The organism is Halomonas sp. LBP4, assembly GCF_003202205.1.
Classification (GTDB): Bacteria; Pseudomonadota; Gammaproteobacteria; order Pseudomonadales; family Halomonadaceae; genus Halomonas; species Halomonas flagellata.
In genome coordinates this window covers 145,847-161,178 of the sequence record NZ_PDOG01000002.1, presented here as the reverse complement: position 1 = coordinate 161,178, position 15,332 = coordinate 145,847, and the positions used below count along the sequence as shown (strand labels likewise).

16 protein-coding genes are annotated in these 15,332 nt (G+C 68.1%); 14 read left to right on the top strand and 2 right to left on the bottom strand.

The window, feature by feature from the left end; translation table 11 throughout:
- Nucleotides 1-152 precede the first annotated feature (152 nt).
- The 12 genes from argS (at nucleotide 153) to tatC (ending at nucleotide 10,354) form a co-directional block, all read left to right on the top strand.
- Nucleotides 153-1,838, top strand: a complete 1,686-nt coding sequence (gene argS / locus CR157_RS07785; RefSeq protein ID WP_110282991.1) for an arginine--tRNA ligase — start codon at nucleotides 153-155, stop codon at nucleotides 1,836-1,838.
- A 3-nt stretch (nucleotides 1,839-1,841) separates the two neighbouring features.
- Nucleotides 1,842-2,567 (top strand): SPOR domain-containing protein, encoded by a 726-nt coding sequence (locus CR157_RS07780; RefSeq protein ID WP_110282990.1) that lies wholly within the window; start codon nucleotides 1,842-1,844, stop codon nucleotides 2,565-2,567.
- Between the two features lie 143 nt (nucleotides 2,568-2,710).
- The gene (gene hslV / locus CR157_RS07775; protein ID WP_102627017.1) at nucleotides 2,711-3,229 is read left to right on the top strand and encodes an ATP-dependent protease subunit HslV; all 519 of its coding nucleotides are present in this window, start codon (nucleotides 2,711-2,713) and stop codon (nucleotides 3,227-3,229) included.
- 11 nt (nucleotides 3,230-3,240) lie between these two features.
- Nucleotides 3,241-4,563, top strand: a complete 1,323-nt coding sequence (gene hslU / locus CR157_RS07770) for an ATP-dependent protease ATPase subunit HslU (protein WP_110282989.1) — start codon at nucleotides 3,241-3,243, stop codon at nucleotides 4,561-4,563.
- Nucleotides 4,564-4,766: 203 nt separating this feature from the next.
- Nucleotides 4,767-5,150: a gamma-butyrobetaine hydroxylase-like domain-containing protein gene (locus CR157_RS07765; protein WP_110282988.1), complete on the top strand. Its 384-nt coding sequence runs from the start codon at nucleotides 4,767-4,769 to the stop codon at nucleotides 5,148-5,150.
- Between the two features lie 102 nt (nucleotides 5,151-5,252).
- Nucleotides 5,253-6,008 carry a bifunctional demethylmenaquinone methyltransferase/2-methoxy-6-polyprenyl-1,4-benzoquinol methylase UbiE gene (gene ubiE, locus CR157_RS07760; RefSeq protein ID WP_110282987.1) on the top strand — a complete coding sequence of 252 codons (756 nt, stop codon included), beginning with the start codon at nucleotides 5,253-5,255 and terminating at the stop codon, nucleotides 6,006-6,008.
- Nucleotides 6,008-6,634 carry a ubiquinone biosynthesis accessory factor UbiJ gene (locus CR157_RS07755; protein ID WP_110282986.1) on the top strand — a complete coding sequence of 209 codons (627 nt, stop codon included), beginning with the start codon at nucleotides 6,008-6,010 and terminating at the stop codon, nucleotides 6,632-6,634. Before ubiE ends, CR157_RS07755 begins: the two co-directional genes overlap by 1 nt.
- Nucleotides 6,634-8,256 carry a ubiquinone biosynthesis regulatory protein kinase UbiB gene (gene ubiB, locus CR157_RS07750; RefSeq protein WP_110283454.1) on the top strand — a complete coding sequence of 541 codons (1,623 nt, stop codon included), beginning with the start codon at nucleotides 6,634-6,636 and terminating at the stop codon, nucleotides 8,254-8,256. The genes CR157_RS07755 and ubiB overlap by 1 nt, the downstream gene beginning before the upstream one ends.
- Before the next feature lie 242 nt (nucleotides 8,257-8,498).
- On the top strand, nucleotides 8,499-8,834 hold the full coding sequence (locus CR157_RS07745) for a phosphoribosyl-ATP diphosphatase (RefSeq protein WP_110282985.1): 336 nt from the start codon (nucleotides 8,499-8,501) through the stop codon (nucleotides 8,832-8,834).
- Nucleotides 8,835-8,888: 54 nt separating this feature from the next.
- Nucleotides 8,889-9,149 carry a Sec-independent protein translocase subunit TatA gene (tatA, locus tag CR157_RS07740; RefSeq protein WP_102627011.1) on the top strand — a complete coding sequence of 87 codons (261 nt, stop codon included), beginning with the start codon at nucleotides 8,889-8,891 and terminating at the stop codon, nucleotides 9,147-9,149.
- Between the two features lie 6 nt (nucleotides 9,150-9,155).
- Entirely contained in the window at nucleotides 9,156-9,599 is a 444-nt protein-coding gene (gene tatB, locus CR157_RS07735) for a Sec-independent protein translocase protein TatB (protein ID WP_110282984.1), read from the top strand.
- On the top strand, nucleotides 9,596-10,354 hold the full coding sequence (tatC, locus tag CR157_RS07730; RefSeq protein ID WP_110282983.1) for a twin-arginine translocase subunit TatC: 759 nt from the start codon (nucleotides 9,596-9,598) through the stop codon (nucleotides 10,352-10,354). The genes tatB and tatC overlap by 4 nt, the downstream gene beginning before the upstream one ends.
- A gap of 138 nt (nucleotides 10,355-10,492) precedes the next feature.
- Here the strand turns inward: tatC and elbB are convergent, their stop codons facing one another.
- Entirely contained in the window at nucleotides 10,493-11,155 is a 663-nt protein-coding gene (gene elbB, locus CR157_RS07725; protein ID WP_110282982.1) for an isoprenoid biosynthesis glyoxalase ElbB, read from the bottom strand.
- A gap of 223 nt (nucleotides 11,156-11,378) precedes the next feature.
- Between elbB and hemB the strand changes: the two genes are divergently transcribed.
- Both hemB and ppk1 read left to right on the top strand, forming a co-directional pair.
- Nucleotides 11,379-12,377, top strand: coding sequence for a porphobilinogen synthase (hemB, locus tag CR157_RS07720; protein WP_373681017.1), 999 nt, complete (start codon nucleotides 11,379-11,381; stop codon nucleotides 12,375-12,377).
- Between the two features lie 54 nt (nucleotides 12,378-12,431).
- Nucleotides 12,432-14,663, top strand: a complete 2,232-nt coding sequence (gene ppk1 / locus CR157_RS07715; protein ID WP_110282980.1) for a polyphosphate kinase 1 — start codon at nucleotides 12,432-12,434, stop codon at nucleotides 14,661-14,663.
- Here the strand turns inward: ppk1 and CR157_RS07710 are convergent.
- Nucleotides 14,660-15,172, bottom strand: coding sequence for a DUF3087 family protein (locus tag CR157_RS07710; RefSeq protein WP_110282979.1), 513 nt, complete (start codon nucleotides 15,170-15,172; stop codon nucleotides 14,660-14,662). The two genes, ppk1 and CR157_RS07710, sit on opposite strands and share 4 nt — an antisense overlap.
- Between the last annotated feature and the right edge of the window lie 160 nt (nucleotides 15,173-15,332).

Below are 15,332 nucleotides of genomic sequence, written 5' to 3'. Positions count from 1 at the left end.
CCCGGTGGGCTTTAAAGCCACGCCACAATTGCCGATAATGGCCGACCATGCCCACCCACGGGCACCGTATTTCCACGCCCGAGCCCACCGCGAGCGCCTCGTCATCGCCCTTTACCTCGCATCGGCCGGCGCCACAGGACATCCGACGCTTCATGAAAGACACCATCATCACCCTGCTCGAGGGCGCCCTCGACACTCTCAAGCGGCAGGGCGTGCTGCCCGCCGACCTCTCGCCGACCATCAAGGTCGACCCCACCCGGGACAAGGCCCACGGCGACTATGCCACCAACCTGGCGCTGATGCTGGCCAAGCCCGCCGGCAAGAAGCCCCGCGAGCTGGCCGAGGCGCTGGTCGGCGCCCTGCCCGAGAGCGATGCCGTGAGCAGGGTGGAGATCGCCGGCCCCGGCTTCGTCAACTTCTTCGCCGCCACCGACGCCGCCGCCCAGGTGGTGCGCCAGGTGCTCGATGGGGGCGACACCTACGGCCGCAGCCTCACCGGCCAGGGCGAGAAGGTGCAGGTAGAGTTCGTCTCCGCCAATCCCACCGGCCCGCTGCACGTCGGCCATGGCCGCGGGGCGGCCATCGGCGACTGTATCTGCCGGCTGCTGGAAGCCACCGGCCATGACGTGACCCGCGAGTTCTACTACAACGACGCCGGCGCCCAGATCAGCAACCTGGCGCTCTCGGTGCAGGCCCGGGTCAAGGGCATCGACCCCGACGACGAGGGCTGGCCCGCCGACGGCTACCGTGGCGGCTACATCATCGACGTGGCCAACGCCTACCTGGCGGGCGAGACGGTCCACGCCGACGACCGCCACGTCACCGCCAAGGGCGACCCGGACGACCTCGACGCCATCCGCGACTTCGCCGTGGCCTACCTGCGCCGCGAGCAGGACCTCGACCTGCGCGCCTTCGGTGTCGAGTTCGACGTCTACTTCCTGGAGTCCTCGCTCTACGAGGACGGCAAGGTCGAGGCCACCGTCGAGCAGCTGATCAAGGGTGGCCATACCTACGAGCAGGACGGCGCCCTCTGGCTGCGCACCACCGACTTCGGTGACGACAAGGACCGGGTGATGCGCAAGACCGATGGCCACTACACCTACTTCCTGCCCGACGTCGCCTACCACCTCGACAAGTGGCAGCGTGGCTTCACCACCGTGATCAACGAGCAGGGCGCCGACCACCACTCCACGGTAACCCGGGTGCGCGCCGGCCTGCAGGCGCTGGAGACCGGCATCCCCCCGGGCTGGCCCGACTACGTGCTGCACCAGATGGTGATGGTCACCCGCTCGGGGGTCGAGGTGAAGCTCTCCAAGCGTGCCGGCAGCTATGTCACCGTGCGCGACCTGATCGACGAGGTCGGCCGTGACGCGACCCGCTTCTTCCTGGCCGCCCGCCGCGCCGACTCCCAGCTCACCTTCGACATCGACCTGGCCCGCTCCCAGTCCAACGACAACCCGGTCTACTATGTCCAGTACGCCCACGCCCGTGTCTGCAGCGTGGCGAGGAAGGCCGAGGCCGATGGCAAGCCCTTCGACCACGCCCTGGCCATGGCCAGCCTGGCGCTGCTCGCCGAGGACCAGGAGAAGGCGCTGATGAATCGCCTGGCCCGCTACCCGGAAGTGGTCGAGCACGCCGCCGCGTCCCGCGAGCCCCAGCAGATCGCCCAGTACCTGCTCGACCTCGCCGCCGAGTTCCACACCTGCTACAACGCGGTGAAGGTGATGGTCGAGGACGACGCCCTGCGCAATGCCCGCCTGGCGCTGGGCCTGGCCACCCGCCAGGTGCTGCGCAACGGCCTCGACCTGATGGGCGTCGGTGCTCCCGAGGAGATGTAAGCCATGGCCCGTCGTCCCGCCCCGAAGAAGCGCGGCGCCACGTCCAGCAAGCGCCGCTCCACTCCCCGGACAAGCCACGGCCTGCCGGGTTGGCTGTGGGGCCTGGCCGGCCTCGCGGCCGGCTTCCTGCTCGCCCAGCACCAGCACGGCACGGCCCCCTGGCAGGAGGGCAGCGACTCCCCGCTGGCCACGGTGGTACCCCGTACGCCCTCTGCCGGCGACGAGGCCGCACAGCGCCCCCAGGCCAGCCCCGCGCCGGAGGAGCCGCGCATGCCGACCTTCGAGTTCTACACCCTGCTGCCGGAGTCCGAGGTGGTCGCGCCCCGGGGCGAGCTGCCCGCCTCCACCGCCCGGCCGCCGGCCCCGGCGAGCGAACCGGAGCCCGAGGCCGCCAATGCCCCCGCCGCCGATCCCATCGCCCAGGTGATCGCCGCCAACCTGCGCCCCCGGGAGAACGCCACGGCCGACCCGGCGCCGAGCCCGGCCAGCGGCCACCGCTACATGCTCCAGGCCGCCTCCTTCCGCGAGTCCGGCGATGCGCAGCAGTTGCAGCAGCGCCTGCGCAACCTCAGCCTGGTGGCCCAGGTCAGCCAGGTACAGGCCTCGGGTGGCGAGACCTGGCACCGGGTGCAGGTCGGCCCCTTCGATGACAACCGCGAGCTCAACCGCGCCCAGGACCTGATGGTCACCCAGGGGATAGACCCCCTGCTGATCCGCCTGCAGAACTAGCCACTCGCCGTGCCCCGACGCCCGGCGGTTGAATTCCGGTTGACTCGCCCGCACTTCCCTTGAAAGCTCATGTACGGCACCCGGGCCCCCCGCGGCGCCGAAAGTCATCGGGAGCCACGGCTCCCCGTTTCGGAGTTCTCTCCATGACCACCATCGTTTCCGTACGCCGCGGCGACCAGGTCGCCCTGGCCGGCGACGGCCAGGTATCGCTGGGCAACACCGTGATGAAGGGCAATGCCAGCAAGGTCCGGCGCCTCTACCGCGGCGAGGTGCTGGCGGGCTTCGCCGGCGGCACCGCCGACGCCTTCACCCTCTTCGAGCGCTTCGAGGCACAGCTGGAGAAGCACCAGGGCAACCTGGTCAAGGCCGCCGTGGAGCTGGCCAAGGACTGGCGCACCGACCGGGCCCTGCGCCGCCTGGAGGCGCTGCTGGCCGTCGCCAACAAGGATGCCTCGCTGATCATCACCGGCAACGGCGACGTGGTGGAGCCCGAGCGCGGCATCATCGCCATCGGCTCCGGCGGCAACTTCGCCCTGGCCGCGGCCCGTGCCCTGCTCGAGAACACCGACCTCTCGGCCCGCGAGATCACCGAGAAGTCGCTGGAGATCGCCGGCGACATCTGTGTGTTCACCAACCACCACGTCACGCTCGAAGAGCTCTGAAGGCCGCCACCATGACCCAGATGACCCCCCGCGAGATCGTCCACGCCCTGGATCAGTACATCATCGGCCAGCAGGACGCCAAGCGCGCCGTGGCCATCGCCCTGCGCAACCGCTGGCGCCGCATGCAGCTCGAGGGCGACCTGCGCCAAGAGGTCACGCCCAAGAACATCCTGATGATCGGCCCCACCGGGGTGGGCAAGACCGAGATCGCCCGCCGCCTCGCCAAGCTCGCCCGAGCCCCCTTCATCAAGATCGAGGCCACCAAGTTCACCGAGGTGGGCTACGTGGGCCGCGACGTGGAGTCGATCATCCGCGACCTGACCGAGGCCGCCATCAAGCTGGTGCGCGAACAGGCCAAGGAAGAGGTGGGCCACCGCGCCGAGGACGCCGCCGAGGACCGCATCCTCGACGCCCTGCTGCCGCCGCCCCGCGGCCAGGAGGACGCCCCTCGCCAGGACAGCTCGACCCGGCAGCTCTTCCGCAAGAAGCTGCGCGAGGGACAGCTCGACGACAAGGAGATCGATGTCGAGATCACCCCCCAGGGCCCGGGTATCGACATCATGACCCCACCGGGCATGGAGGAGATGACCAGTCAGCTGCAGAGCCTGTTCGCCGGCATGGGCAAGCAGAAGACCGAGACCCGCCGCGTGGCGGTGAAGGACGCCTTCGCCCTGCTGCGCGACGAGGAGGCCGCCAAGCTGGTCAACGAGGAGGAGATCAAGCACCGCGCCATCGAGGCGGTGGAGCAGAACGGCATCGTCTTCCTCGACGAGATCGACAAGGTGGCCAAGGGCAGCGGCCAGTCCAGCGGCGGCGAGGTCTCCCGCGAGGGCGTGCAGCGCGACCTGCTGCCGCTGATCGAGGGCTCCACGGTCTCGACCAAGTACGGCATGGTCAAGACCGACCATATCCTGTTCATCGCCTCCGGCGCCTTCCACCTGTCGCGGCCCTCGGACCTGATCCCCGAGCTGCAGGGCCGGTTGCCGATCCGCGTCGAGCTCAATGCGCTGACCCCCGACGACTTCAAGCGCATCCTCACCGAACCCTCGGCATCGCTGACCAAGCAGTACCAGGCACTGCTGGCCACCGAGGGACTCGATATCTCGTTCACCGCGGATGGTATCGAGCGCATCGCCGAGATCGCCTGGAAGGTCAACGAAGGCACCGAGAACATCGGCGCCCGCCGCCTGCACACGGTGATGGAACGCCTGCTCGAGGAGGCCTCGTTCAAGGGCGCCGACATCGGCACCCCACTGGCGATCGACGCCGCCTATGTGGACTCCCAGCTCGGCGAACTGGCGATGGACGAGGATCTGTCGCGGTATATCCTCTAACCCCAGCCGTAAGCTCGAAGCCTCGAGCCGTAAGCCTTAAGCTGAAAGGGCAACGGGCTGCGCGGCGCCGGGGACAGGTCGTAGCGGAGGTCTTTTTCCAGGGATGGAAAAAGTAGCGCCCAGGGAGGGGTTCACAGCGCCTCCGCAAAGGCCTGTCGCCGGGGTAGCCGCGCGCCCCCAACGCCCGAACCGGAAGCCATATCATGACAGCCCCTATCCCGACCCGCGTGCATTACCACAAGAAGGACCGCGAGCTCGAGCTCACCTACGAGGGCGGCGAGAGCTACCGGCTGTCGGTGGAGTACCTGCGGGTCTTCTCCCCCTCCGCCGAGGTGCGCGGCCACGGCGGCGACACCGCCACCCTGCAGGTGGGCAAGAAGCACGTCGGCCTGAAGAACATCACCCAGGCCGGGCGCTACGCGCTCAAGCTGCACTTCGATGACGGCCACGACAGTGGCCTCTACAGCTGGGACTACCTCCATGCGCTGATCCGTGACCGGGAGGCCAACTGGGCCGACTACCTGCGGCGGCTGGAGGAGGCCGGCGCCAGCCGCGAGCCGCTTGGAATAGAGATCAAGCAGTTGTAAAGGACCGGCGTCAAGACAGCGGCGGCCGCCTGAGGCTACAATATCGCGCATTCGAGGCCGGCTGGCCTGTCGACAACCGCAGCGATTCGGGAGCCCCACGGCATGAGCCCCAGCGACAAGCGCACCACGCACTTCGGCTATCAGGAAGTCCCGGTCGAGGAGAAGGCCTCCCGCGTGGCCGACGTCTTCCACTCGGTGGCGGCCCGCTACGACGTGATGAACGACCTGATGTCGCTGGGCATCCACCGCCTGTGGAAGCGCCTGACCATCGAGCGCGCCGGCGTGCGCCCCGGCCACAGCGTGCTCGACATCGCCGGCGGCACCGGCGACCTGACGCTGAAGTTCTCGCGCCTGGTGGGTCCCCGCGGCCGGGTCGTGCTGGCCGACATCAACGAATCCATGCTCAGGGTCGGCCGCGACAAGCTGCTCGACCACGGGGTCGGCGGCAACGTCGAGTATGTCCAGGCCAACGCCGAGACCCTGCCCTTCCCCGACAACACCTTCGACTGCATCACCATCGCCTTCGGCCTGCGCAACGTCACCGACAAGGACGCCGCCCTGCGCTCCATGGCCCGGGTGCTCAAGCCCGGCGGCCGGCTGCTGGTGCTGGAGTTCTCCAAGCCCCGCAGCGCCCTGCTCAACCGCGCCTACGACGAGTACTCCTTCCGCCTGCTGCCGAAGATGGGCGAGCTGGTGGCAAGCGACGGCGACAGCTACCGCTACCTGGCTGAGTCGATCCGCATGCACCCCGACCAGGAGACCCTCAAGGGCATGATGGAAGCCGCCGGCCTGGAGCGCGTCGAGTACACCAACCTCACCGGCGGCATCGTCGCCCTGCACCGCGGCATCAAGTTATAATGCTGATACTGGCCTGCCTCGAGCGCACCCTGAACGCCCTGCTCGCCCGCGACCCGGCCGCCCCCGGCAGGCTGGCACGCCTCGCCGGCCACCGCATCCTGCTGCGGCTCGAGCGCCCCAGCCTGGCGCTGGCCATCCATTTCCATGCCCATGGCCTCGACCTGCTGCGCCCGGACGACGCCACCGAAGCGGACTACGACGCCGTCGTCGAGCTCGATGCCGAGACCGCCGGCGAGCTGCTCGGCGGTGCGTCCATCGAGCGGCTGATGTTCCAGGGCAAGCTCGCGGTGCGTGGGCGCATCCACCTGCTCGAGGCGACCCGCGACCTGCTGCTCGACCTCGACCTGGACTGGGAGGGCGAGCTGGCCCGCTGGCTCGGCGACATGCCCGCCCACAGCCTCGCCGAGGGGCTGCGCGGGGTCACCCGCTGGGGCCTGCGCACCCGCGACGAGCTCCGCGCCGACCTCGCCGAGTATGTCTTCGAGGAGGCGCGACTGCTGCCCGGGCGTCACCAGCTCGCCGTGCTGCGCGACCACCTCACCGAGCTCGAGGTCACCACCGACCGCCTCGAGGCACGCCTCGCCCGACTGCACCGCCGCCTGGTCGACGGGGGGACCCGCCCATGATGAGCCTGCGGCTGCTGCGCATCTTCTGGGTGATCACCCGTTACCGGCTGGACACCCTGCTGCCGCTGGACCGGCTGCCCTGGTGGCTGCGCACCCTGTTCACGCTCTCGCCGCTGCGCCTGGTACCGATCGGCCCGCGCTCGCGCAGCGAGCGCCTGCGCCTGGCCCTCGAGGCGCTGGGCCCGATCTTCGTCAAGTTCGGCCAGGTGCTCTCGACCCGACGCGACCTGCTGCCCGAGGACATCGCCGACGAGCTGCGCCGGCTACAGGACCAGGTGCCGCCCTTTCCCGGCGCCCAGGCCCGGGCCCGGGTGGAAGAGGAGCTCGGCATGTCCATCGACGAAGCCTTCGCGCACTTCGAGCCCGAGGCGCTCGCCTCGGCCTCCATCGCCCAGGTCCACGCCGCGCGGCTGCACAGTGGCGAGGACGTGGTGGTCAAGATCATCCGCCCCGACATCGAGCGGGTGATGCGCCAGGACATGGCACTGATGTACCGCGTCGCGAGCGTCCTCAAGCATATCCCGGAGGCGCGCCGACTGCGCCCGGTCGAGGTGGTACGCGACTACGAGGCGACCCTGTTCGACGAGCTCGACCTGACCAAGGAGGCCGCCAACACCTCCCAGCTCAAGCGCAACTTCAAGGATTCGCCACTGCTGTTCGTGCCGGCGACCCACTGGGAGCTGACCCGCGGGCGGGTCATGGTGCAGGAGCGCATCCACGGGGTGCCGGTGGCCAACACCGCGGCCCTGGTGGCCCAGGGCACCGACCTGAAGAAGCTCGCCGAGCGCGGCGTGGAGATCTTCTTCACCCAGGTGTTCCGCGACAACTTCTTCCATGCCGACATGCACCCGGGCAATATCTTCGTTGCCCTCGAGCGCCCCCATGACCCGCAGTACATCGCCATCGACTGCGGCATCGTCGGCAGCCTCACCCGCGAGGACCAGGACTACCTGGCGCGCAACCTGCTGGCCTTCTTCCACCAGGACTACTACGAGGTGGCCGCGCTGCATATCGAATCGGGCTGGGTCGGCGAGAATACCCGGGCCAACGAGTTCGCCGCGGCGATCCGCACCGTCTGCGAGCCGATCCTCGAGAAGCCACTCAAGGACATCTCCTTCGGCCAGGTGCTGCTGGGACTCTTCAAGACCGCCCGGCGCTTCAACATGGAGGTGCAGCCGCAGCTGGTGCTGCTGCAGAAGACCCTGCTCAATATCGAGGGGCTGGGGCGCCAGCTCTATCCGGACCTGGACCTGTGGCGCACCGCCAAGCCCTATCTCGAGCAGTGGATGAAGGAGCGGGCCGGCGCCAGCGGCTTCTGGGACTCGCTGAAGCGCCAGGCACCGGAGCTGACGCGCCAGCTACCGGAACTGCCGGTGCTGGCCCACCAGGCGCTGAGCCGCGTCGAGCACGAACACCGGCAGCGCCACCGCCAGGCCGAGGCGATGAGCGGCATCCGCAGCCTGTTGCAGCGCCAGGGCAGCAGCCGTCGCCGCCTGCGGCTGGGGCTGCTGCTGCTGGTCATGGCGCTGGCCTGGCAGCCGCTGACCGAATGGGCCGCGGGACAGCCCTGGCCGGTGGTGGCCGCCGCCGCCATCGGCGTGCTGCTGCTGGCCTGGCACTAGGCACTGTCTGAAAAGTCGACGAGCGATGGTCAGACCAGGCAAAAATCAGCGACAAATCGTCAGGATTGACGATTTGGGCAGCTCCGCTGCTCGAAGAGCGAGCGACAGGGATGTCGCGAGTCCAAAGCGGAGTTTACGGGGTGTAAATGAGTACTTTGAGCTGATTTTTAACGCCGTATGGCCGAGCGCAGACAGTTTTCGGACAATGCCTAACGTCCACCCACAGCAATGGAACCTTCCCCATGAGCGATATTCTCGACCGCCTCCAGGTTGTCCTGGATCAACGGCGCCAGGCAGACCCGCAGGATTCCTACGTCGCCGCCTTGCATCACAAGGGCCTGAACAAGATACTCGAGAAGGTGGGCGAGGAAGCCACCGAGACCCTACTGGCCGCCAAGGATGCCGAGCATGGCGGCGACGCCGAGCGGCAAGCATTGATCGCCGAAACGGCCGACCTGTGGTTTCATAGCCTGGTGATGCTGGCACACCTGGATCTCGATCACCGGGCGGTGCTCGACGAGCTGGCCCGCCGCTTCGGCGTCTCCGGACACGACGAGAAGGCCGCAAGGCAACGATAGAACGAACTGGCCATTCCGGGGTCTTCCCGTAGCCCCCAACCAGAGGAACGACTTATGTTAGGTGGTATCAGTATCTGGCAGCTGCTGATCGTACTCGGCATCATCATCCTGATCTTCGGCACCAAGAAGCTGCGCAATGTCGGCGGCGACCTGGGTGGCGCCGTGAAGGGCTTCAAGAAGGCCATGCACGAGGACGAGAAGGACAAGGAGAACGAAGCGGACAAGCCCCAGGCCAAGGTGAGCCATGACGACGAGGGTGACACCTATGACGTCAAGGCCGAGCGGAAGGTCGAGGACCAGGAAGAGCGCAAGTAAGCCGCCATGTTCGATATGGGCTTTCTCGAACTGCTGATCATCGGCGTGGTGGGCCTGCTGGTGCTGGGCCCGGAACGCCTGCCCAAGGCCGCGCGCACCCTGGGGCTGTGGATCGGCAAGATCAAGCGTACCGTCTCCGGCATGCAGCGCGAGATCAGTGCCCAGCTCGAGGCCGAGGAACTGCGTCAGAAGCTCGACGAGCAGCAGAAGAAGCTCGACGAGAGCGTCAAGCAGGTCAAGCGCGATGTGGAAAGCATCGCCGAGCCGGAGCCCGGCCAGGCGGCCGACGAGCTGCGTCGGGCTCCCGGGCCCGAGCGCCCGGAGGCGGGCGACGAGGCGCCCAGCGAACCGCCCGAGAAGCGCCTGGACGACGCCCTGGCCCGGGCACGCCTCGATCCGCCCGCCGATGAACCTGCCGACGCTGCCGACAAGGACTCCACTTCCCGATGAGCAAGACCGGCGACTCCCAGGAGCAGAACCAGGCCCCGCTGATCGAACACCTGATCGAGCTGCGCTCGCGCCTGATACGCGCCGTGGTGGCGATCCTGGTGATCTTCCTCGGGCTCTATGCCTTCGCCAACGACATCTACACCTTCGTGGCCCAGCCGCTGATGGCGCTGCTGCCGGAAGGTTCCCAGATGATCGCCACCGAGGTCGCCTCGCCCTTCCTGGCCCCCTTCAAGCTGACCCTGGTGCTGGCGGTGTTCATCGCCATTCCCTACGTGCTGCACCAGGCCTGGGCCTTCGTGGCCCCCGGCCTCTACGACAACGAGAAGGCCCTGGCGCTGCCAATCCTGGCCTCCAGCGTGGCGCTCTTCTACGCCGGTGCCGCCTTCGCCTACTACGTGGTCTTCCCGCTGCTGTTCGAGTTCTTCACCCAGACCGGGCCGGAGGACGTGGCGGTGATGACCGACATCAACCAGTATCTCAACTTCGTGCTCAAGCTGTTCTTCGCCTTCGGCGTGGCCTTCGAGATCCCCATCGCCACCTTCCTGCTGATCCTCTCCGGGGCCACCACGGTGGAGAGCCTGTCGAAGAAGCGCCCCTACGTCATCCTCGGCTGCTTCGTGGTGGGCATGCTGCTCACCCCGCCGGACGTGATCTCCCAGAGCCTGCTGGCGGTGCCCATGTACCTGCTCTACGAGGTGGGGCTGCTGTTCGGGCGCCTGGTGCGCCGGCGCAAGGCCGCGGACGACGACTTGTAAGCCATAAGCTTTAAGCTGTAAGCCATAAGAAAACCCCCAAGGCTCAATGCCCTGGAGGTTTAACTTACAGCTGACGGCTTATAGCTTACAGCTCCCGGCGCAGCCGGATTGGCTTACAGCTCCAGGGCGAAGCCCGGGTCAGAGGTCCATCATCTCGTCGAGGCGATCGACCAGCTTGAAGATGCCGGTGGCCGCCTCGCTGATGCGGGTCGCCAGCATGTAGGCCGGGGTGGTGATCACCCGGTTCTCGAAGTCGACCACGATGTCCTCGACACCGCAGCTGCGGTGCAGCCCGCCCATGGCACTGATCGCCCCGGCCACACTGGGGTCGTGACCGATGGTCACGGCGATCCCGGGGCCCAGCAGTCGCGGCACCAGCACCGGGCTGATGCACATCAGGCCTATCGGCTTGCGCGCCTCGCGGAAGCCGGCAAGCACCTCGGCCAGCTCGCCGAGCACCTCCATCTCGTCGCCGGCCGCGGCGAAGGTCGAGAGGGTCTTGGCGGCGCCGAACCCCCCCGGCAGGATCGCGGCGTCGAAGTCACCGGCCTCGAGCTCGTCCAGCGGGGAGATCTCGCCCCGGGCCAGTCGCGCCGACTCCTCCAGCACGTTGCGCGATTCGCCCTCGGCCACCTCGCCACTGCGGTGGTCGATGACGTGGTGCTGCGCGATGTCGGGAGCGAAGCAGCGATAGCCGATGCCCAGCTGATCGAGGCGCAGCAGGGTCAGGGTGGTCTCGTGGATCTCCGAGCCATCGAACACGCCGCAGCCCGAGAGGATGACCGCCACCTGTTTGCTCATGCCTATCTCCTTGAAGGTATGCGCCTGCCGACGAGCAGACCCGATAATCCGAACCCAACACTTTAGAGAGTCGCCCGGGGTGCGACAAGGCACGACTTTCGGCGCAGGGCCGCGCTGATATACTCCAAGGCAACGACTCCCTGTCATCGTAACGTCACTCTCGTCCGCCACCCTGAGCCTGTGGCGGTCCCGTCCCCACCGCTGGAGACATGCCTTGAGCTTCATGACCACACGCCAGTTCCCCGCCACCCGCCTGCGCCGCATGCGTCGTGACGACTTCTCGCGCCGCCTGATGCGCGAATCGCTGCTGACCCCCGCCGACCTGATCTGGCCGGTGTTCGTGCTGGAGGGAGAGGGCCAGCGGGAGGCCGTGCCCTCCATGCCCGGCGTCGAGCGCCTATCGCTGGACCTGCTCATCGAGGAGGCCCGCGAGGCCCATGAACTGGGCATTCCCGCCCTGGCGCTGTTCCCGGTGGTCGATGCCTCGCTGAAGAGCGAAATGGCCGAGGAGGCCTACAACGCCTCGGGCCTGGTCCAGCGCAGCGTGCGCGCCCTGAAGGACGCCGCCCCCGGGCTCGGCCTCATCACCGACGTGGCCCTGGACCCCTACACCAGCCACGGACAGGACGGCATCCTCGACGAGCACGGCTACGTGCACAACGACCGCACCGTCGAGACCCTGCTCAAGCAGGCGCTCTCCCACGCCGAGGCCGGCGCCGATGTGGTGGCCCCCTCGGACATGATGGACGGGCGCATCGGGGCCATCCGCCAGGTGCTCGAGCAGGAGCACCTGGTCAATACCCGCATCATGGCCTACAGCGCCAAGTACGCCTCGCGCTACTACGGCCCCTTCCGCGATGCGGTGGGCTCCGCCGCCAACCTGGGCCGTGCCGACAAGACCACCTACCAGATGGACCCGGCCAACGGCGACGAGGCGCTCCACGAGGTGGCCCTCGACCTCGCCGAGGGTGCCGACATGGTGATGGTCAAGCCCGGCATGCCCTATCTCGACGTGGTACGCCGCATCAAGGACGAGCTGAGCGTCCCGACCTTCGCCTACCAGGTCAGCGGCGAGTACGCCATGCACATGGCCGCCTTCGACAACGGCTGGCTCGACGCCGACGAGGTCATCCTCGAGTCGCTGCTCTGCTTCAAGCGCGCCGGCGCCGACGGCGTGCTGACCTATTTCGCCAAGCGGGCAGCCAGGCTGCTCGCCCAGTGAGGGTGGGGCCCGGTCGCGGCAGCGCGGGCCCTTCCATCGACACCAGGAGACAGGATGGAAGACCCGCGCAGTCCCGACACCCAGGCTCACCCCGGTGCCTCGCCGTCCGAGTCCCCGGCCGGCGAGCCCCCGGCCAGTGAGACGACGGCCGAGCAGCCCGCCCCCCGGCTGAACCAGACCCGCACCGGGATCAAGCCCAGGGCGATCCCCGACCCGCAGGCCGACCTCGCCGATCCGGGCCTCTACTTCAACCGCGAGCTGTCGCACCTGCAGTTCAATATCCGGGTGCTGGAGCAGGCGCTGGACGAGGCCCATCCGCTGCTCAACCGACTGATGTTCCTGCTGATCTTCTCCTCCAACCTGGACGAGTTCTTCGAGATCCGCGTGGCCGGGCTGAAGAACCAGGTGGCACTGGGGGACGATGCCAGCGGCGCCGACGGGCGCTCGCCACGCTCGGTGCTCGCCGATATCTCCCGGATCGCCCATGAGCAGGTGGCGCGCCAGTACCGGATTCTCAACGATGAGCTGCTCCCCGCGCTGGCGCTCCACCGGCTGCGCTTCCGGCGCCGCGACGAATGGACCGACGCCCAGCGGGCCTGGGTCCGCGACACCTTCGACGCCGAGATCATGCCGGTGGTCAGTCCCATCGGCCTGGATCCGTCCCACCCCTTCCCGCGGCTGGTCAACAAGAGCCTCAACTTCATCGTCGAGCTGGAGGGCAAGGACGCCTTCGGTCGCGAGGGCGGCCTGGCCATCCTGCCGGCGCCGCGCTCGCTCCCCCGGGTGATCGCCCTGCCCGCCGCACTCTGCGAGGAGGGCTTCAGCGAGTACGTCTTCCTCTCGTCGATGATCCATGCCCATGCCGGGGAGGTCTTTCCCGGCATGACGGTACGCGGCTGCTATCAGTTCCGCCTGACCCGCAATGCCGACTTCTCGGTGGACCCGGAGGAGGTCTCGGACCTCGCCTCGGCGCTACGCGGTGAGCTCCTGGCACGCCGCTACGGCAGCGGGGTGCGGCTGGAGGTGGCCACCAACTGCCCCGACGAGCTGGCGCGCTTCCTGCTCGGCCAGTTCGCCCTCGAGGAGAGCGACCTCTATCGGGTCGACGGCCCGGTCAACCTGACGCGCATGATGTCGGTGCTCGGGGAGGTGGAGCGGCCGGAGCTCTTCTACCGGCCGTTCACGCCGGGCCTGCCCAGGAACCTGAAGAAGGATGTCAGCCGGTTCGCTGCCATCGCCGAGGGCGACATCCTGCTGCACCACCCCTTCCAGTCCTTCGCCCCCGTGGAGGAACTGCTCGCCGAGGCGGCCCGCGACGCCGACGTGCTGGCGATCAAGCAGACCCTCTACCGTACCGGTTCCGACTCGCCCATCGTCAATGCGCTGGTGGAGGCGGCCGGCAACGGCAAGGAGGTCACGGTGGTGATCGAGCTGCGCGCGCGCTTCGACGAGGCCGACAACCTGGCCCTGGCCTCGCGGCTGCAGGAAGCCGGCGCCATCGTCATCTACGGCGTCATGGCCTACAAGACCCACGCCAAGATGATGCATATCGTGCGCCGCGAGCGCGGCAAGCTGCGTCACTACGCCCATCTGGGCACCGGCAACTATCACTCGAGGACGGCCAGGCTCTACACCGACTACAGCCTGCTCACCGCCCACCCCGGGCTGTGCGAGGACGTCCACCGGGTCTTCCAGCAGCTCTCGGGCATGGGGCGGACCCGACGGATCGAGACCCTGCTGCACGCCCCCTTCACCCTCCACGAGCGGCTGGTGGCGATGATCGAGCGCGAGGCGGAGCATGCCCGCCGGGGCCGGCACGCCCATCTGATCGTCAAGTGCAACTCGCTGACCGAGCCCAGGCTGATCCAGGCGCTCTACCGCGCCTCACGGGCCGGCGTTGAGTGCGACCTGATCATCCGCGGCATGTGCTGCCTGCGACCGGGCATTCCCGGCATCTCGGAGACCATCCGGGTGCGCTCGATCATCGGCCGCTTCCTCGAACACACCCGGGTCTTCCACTTCCACAACGACGGCACGCCGGAGACCTGGTGCTCCAGCGCCGACTTCATGGCACGCAACATGTTCCACCGGGTGGAGGTCGGCTTTCCGCTACTGGAGAAGAAGCTCGCCGCCCGGGTACGCAAGGACCTGGAGACCTACCTGGTGGATAACTGCCAGAGCTGGCTGCTGCAGTCCGACGGCAGCTACCTGAAGCAGCAGCCCGACGACGAGGCCCCGATCAGCGCCCAGGAGACGCTGCTCTACGCCTACGCCACCAGGGCTTAGCCGCGCTGGAAGGCACGCAGGTCCTCGGGATCGAAGCCGTCGACCCGCTCGGGCAACCCCTTCTCCCGGCGGGCGAGCCTGACGGTCTCGCGCTCGGCGAGCAGCTCGGCGTCGTCGTCCAGGGTACGGCCATTGAGCTCGGCGAGCTGGGCCATGCCCTGGTGGTAGAAGGAGAGCACCGCCAGCGCCGTGTCGTTGTCTTCCGCCACGGCGCGCCGCAGCGCCGGCAGGTAGCCGCTGACCCGCGAGAGGTGGTGCTTGAGCTGCCAGACATAGCGCACCTCGGTCATCCAGGGGCGCTCGCGCAGCACGGCGAACACCAGACTGGTGGCGAACAGCCCCAGCAACACCCCCAGGGCATTGAGCCAGAAGCCGGAGCCAAAGGCGGTGGTCAGCAGCTGCGAGAACACCAGCCCGAAGACGATCAGCTGGCCGGCCATGGCCAGGCTGATGAAACGGCCCTTGCGGCGATAGGTTTCGGGGTCGTGGTCTTCGAACTGGAACGGCATGGGGGCCTCCGGGTGACGAGTCGTGAATCGACGGCATTATCCCGACATCGCCACCCGGGGTACAGTGCAGCCAACCTGCTGCAAGGCTATTGCCTCCCAGGGTGAGAGGCGCCGGGGACAGGTCGTAGAGGGGGTCCTACGCCATGGGTGAGGAGGATTC